Source organism: Clostridium sp. AF50-3 (assembly GCF_003477445.1).
In the GTDB taxonomy this organism is placed as follows: domain Bacteria; phylum Bacillota; class Clostridia; order Lachnospirales; family Lachnospiraceae; genus Otoolea; species Otoolea fessa.
The window spans coordinates 1-3,696 of the sequence record NZ_QUDH01000037.1 but is presented as its reverse complement, the minus strand read 5'-3'; the positions used below and the strand labels follow the sequence as shown (position 1 = coordinate 3,696).

The window sequence follows — 3,696 nt, the reverse complement described above, 5'->3', positions numbered from 1 at the left end:
TGCCGTAGCAATCCCGGACAATAAAATAGCCCCTTGCAGATTTGTCTGCAAAAGGCATCAGCCAGCCGCTTGGACTGCGGTACAGATAGCGGTGATCCAGTAAGAGAGCCACTGCCGTCTTCTCCGGGATTCCGATTTCCTTACAGAAATTTCGGATGCAGGTGCAATCTTCCGGATTCACAAAGGTGTCGAAGTAGTCTGCCTTGGGCTGTGCCGCATCCAGCTGTTTGCGGATACCCTCAAGCTGCTCCCTCTCGGCTACAAGCTCCTGCGCCAGGGTGTAGATGACTTCCGGATGCTGAATCACCTGATCCAAAATGGAATCGCTCATATACACACCATGCTTGCGAATAGACGGGAGAACTTCATCAAACACCCAGTGTTCAAATCGTTCTGCCGATGGCAGCTTGCTGTGAACGATCAGCCGGTAAACATCGCCTTCTGTGATAAAGGAGATTTCAACAACCTGCTCTCCAACATCCCCATACTGATTCATCTTCTGCACGACCCCCTCGCGTTTCGTTAGGGGGCCTCTGCAATGGCGTTTCACAGCAGCGTAGGGATTCACATACCCCAACGCCTTCGCCACATCGCTTGCACAGAAGAAGGTCTTGCCTGCCTCCTGCAACACGCGGATCGAACCAAACTCCTGGTTCTCAAACACCTCCATCATCTGCCTCGACTTTCCGCCATGACTGCCCACATCGGTGTCATGGGTCTTCTGATTGAAATCCGTCATACCTGTTACCTCCTACTCAAATTTGTCTCGCCGGATTTCGGGCGAAAAAAATAGAGCCTCGACCCATTCTCGTTTGCAAAGAATGAGCCAAGGCTCTATGTAAATCAGTCAAGTATGTGTTCGTCAGTCGATGGCAAAATTGGACTTCATTTGCTCCTATTGTCCACCAGTAATTTAACCCATAAGAGGTCAAAATGGGCTTGTCCACCAGTAATTTGACCACTATAAACCCATAAATTTCCGTTCAAATTCCATCAAAACCGAACAGGCCAGACAGAATTTGGGGCATAGAAAAAGCCCGGAAAATGGCGTATTTCCGGGCTTTTTTAGCATTTTTAAGTTGTAGATTATCGCTTGCTGAACTGAGGTGCGCGACGAGCGGCTTTGAGGCCGTACTCACCTGACCTTGATCCAAAAAGACCAGTATTCATGCGGTTTTTCGGGCTTTCCTCTCTCAGTAAACCCATAGGTAAACCCACGAAATCGCGAAATTTTTGGTGCAGTTTAACGCAGCCCGAATGCAGCATTCACAACGCTGCTTAATTCCTCAGGTTTATTGTACTTGACTTTCGCATAGATGTCCATAGTCGTTTTGCTGTTCTCATGGCCTGCCAGATACTGCACCGTCTTAGGATCAACACCTTTGTAAATCAGATTGGTGATGTAGGTGTGCCGCAGCATGTGCGGAGTCACCTTGAAGTCCATCGTATACACCAGTTTGGGATTATTCGGCTGATGCTCACCAAGCCTTGGCTTTATTCTATGCTTGATGGACTGTCCATTTACATAAGTGTAATAACAGCGTTCTGCAGTAGAACGGACTGTTATGTACTTCCAGACTCTCACAAACTGTGTTTCCGTCAAAACAGTTCCCTTCGAATTCGAGATCACATATTCCGATTCTGATTTTTCCCTTTCTTCCTTGAGACAGGCTACCAGGCATTTTGGAATCGGAACATCTCGTTTTGCTGCCGGTGTCTTCAATAGCGTGTTGACTACCGGCTCACCGCCTTCCACATGCCATGCACGCCTTACCGAAATGTACGGCGTTTTTTCATCCAGGAATACGCAGTCCCATTTTAATCCAAGGATCTCTTCTCTACGCAATCCCGCGTACAAACCGATCATCACGAAGACATACGGTGGAAGCTCACGAATGCTATCCAGCAAAATAGCAGTCTGTTCATCCGTCAAAGCCTCGCGCCGTTTCGCTGGCTTTCCGCCTCTTGCGCAAATCGTTTTGGATGGATTCTCTTTAATCACCTTGCTCTCTTCTGCTGAATTAAAAATGTTCTTAATCAGCATATTGAGCTGACCATACATTCCGGAAGAACCTTTTGATAACGGAACCATCAGCAGCCGCAGGTCATCTGTGGTCACCTCGTCCATATACATCTGTCCAATCGGACCCACGATGTACCGATTCACCATCCGTGCGTATCCTTCCAACGTATTAGTTCTTACCGTTCCAGACCGCATCAGCAACCATTTTTCACAGTACTCTTCCACGGTCGGATTCTCTCTATGGAAAACCACTTCCGCGATTTTCTTCTGGGCATCTTCCACCCGGTCATACAATTCTTCGCGTGTCAGCCCGTAAATCGCCACTCTCTTTCCGTCTGCATCTGTAATCCGGGTGCGGTAATACTGTACCCCTTTCATCATCACTGTTCCGTATTCCGGAAGTTCAGCAGGACGCTTTTTCCCTTTAGCCATGTGTTCTCCTCCTATCTATCTTCATACATTGCGTGTTGTCACTTTTATTATCATGGCGTACAGCACTTCCTTCAAGGATGTCGAATGTATGTAAAAAGGCAGGGATTTTTGACCATCCCTGCCCTAATTTCTTTCTGATTTACTCTTAATCCCACGATGCAAAAGCATCTTCCAGCACTCCTGCGAGCTGCTCTGGGCGATTATATTTCACCTTGGCGTAAATATCCATGGTGATCTTGCTGCTTTCATGACCGGCAAGATACTGAACCGTCTTCGGATCAACCGAAGCATGAATCAGATTCGTAATGTAGGTGTGCCGCAGCTGATGCGGAGTCACCTCAAAGTCCAGACTGTAAACCACATTTCCATTGTGTGCTGCCTTTTGCCCCAGAACCGGCTTCACCGTATGCTTCACCCTCTTGCCATCTTCATAGCGGTAATAGCAGCGTTCCTTGGTGGTACGGGTTACGATATACTGCCATAATCTCTTGAACTGCGTATAGGACAACGGGTCTCCATCCCGGTTTGCAACCACAAAATCCGATGTCGATGTCTTCTTCGCCTCTTTCAGACATTCCAGAAGATTGTCCGGCAGAGGGACATTCCGATGCGCTGCCTTTGTTTTCAGCTCTGTCAGAATCACCGGACGATTATGCTCCGTATGCCAGGCTCTCCGAACGGTAAGGTACGGAGCCTCGCAATCAAGATACACCGAATCCCATTGAAGTCCGAGGATTTCTTCTCTCCGCAATCCTGCGTACAGCCCCAGCATCACGAACACATACGGCGGTAAGCCGTAAATGGCATCCAGCAGCTTATCCACCTGCTCATCCGTAAGCGGGAGGCGATCCTTCTGGGGAATCCCGCCCACATTCTTCTTCAGATAGATGGTCGGATTCTCATCAATGATCTTACTCTCCATTGCTGCCGTGAAAATACACTTATATAGAACGTTCACTGATTTGCACACGGATGCCGACTTTTTCGATGCCTCCAACAGTGCCAGGCGAATGTCATCTGCTGTTACATCTCCCATATGCATATCGCCCAATGGCTTGATGATGTAGTTCTTCACTTTCGATGTATAGTCAATCAGCGTTGTCATCCTGATCTGTGCCGACTGCATCAGCAGCCATTTCTCGCAATACTCCTCCACTGTAGGTGTACTGCGGCGATACGTCTTGTTCTCAATCTGCTGGATCGCTTCCTGTTCCTTCTGGTACAGTTCCTCTCTCGTTCTT

3 protein-coding genes are annotated in these 3,696 nt (G+C 48.2%); all 3 read right to left on the bottom strand.

The features are described 5' to 3' along the window. On the bottom strand, window positions 1–739 hold a 739-nt coding region (locus tag DW085_RS18575), incomplete at its 3' end, for a phage antirepressor KilAC domain-containing protein (RefSeq protein WP_118494337.1). Between the two features lie 504 nt (window positions 740–1,243). Continuing rightward, window positions 1,244–2,455 (bottom strand): site-specific integrase, encoded by a 1,212-nt coding sequence (locus DW085_RS18570; protein ID WP_055222189.1) that lies wholly within the window; start codon window positions 2,453–2,455, stop codon window positions 1,244–1,246. 145 nt (window positions 2,456–2,600) lie between these two features. After that, the coding region (locus tag DW085_RS18560; protein WP_147353998.1) for a site-specific integrase at window positions 2,601–3,696 on the bottom strand (1,096 nt) is incomplete at its 5' end.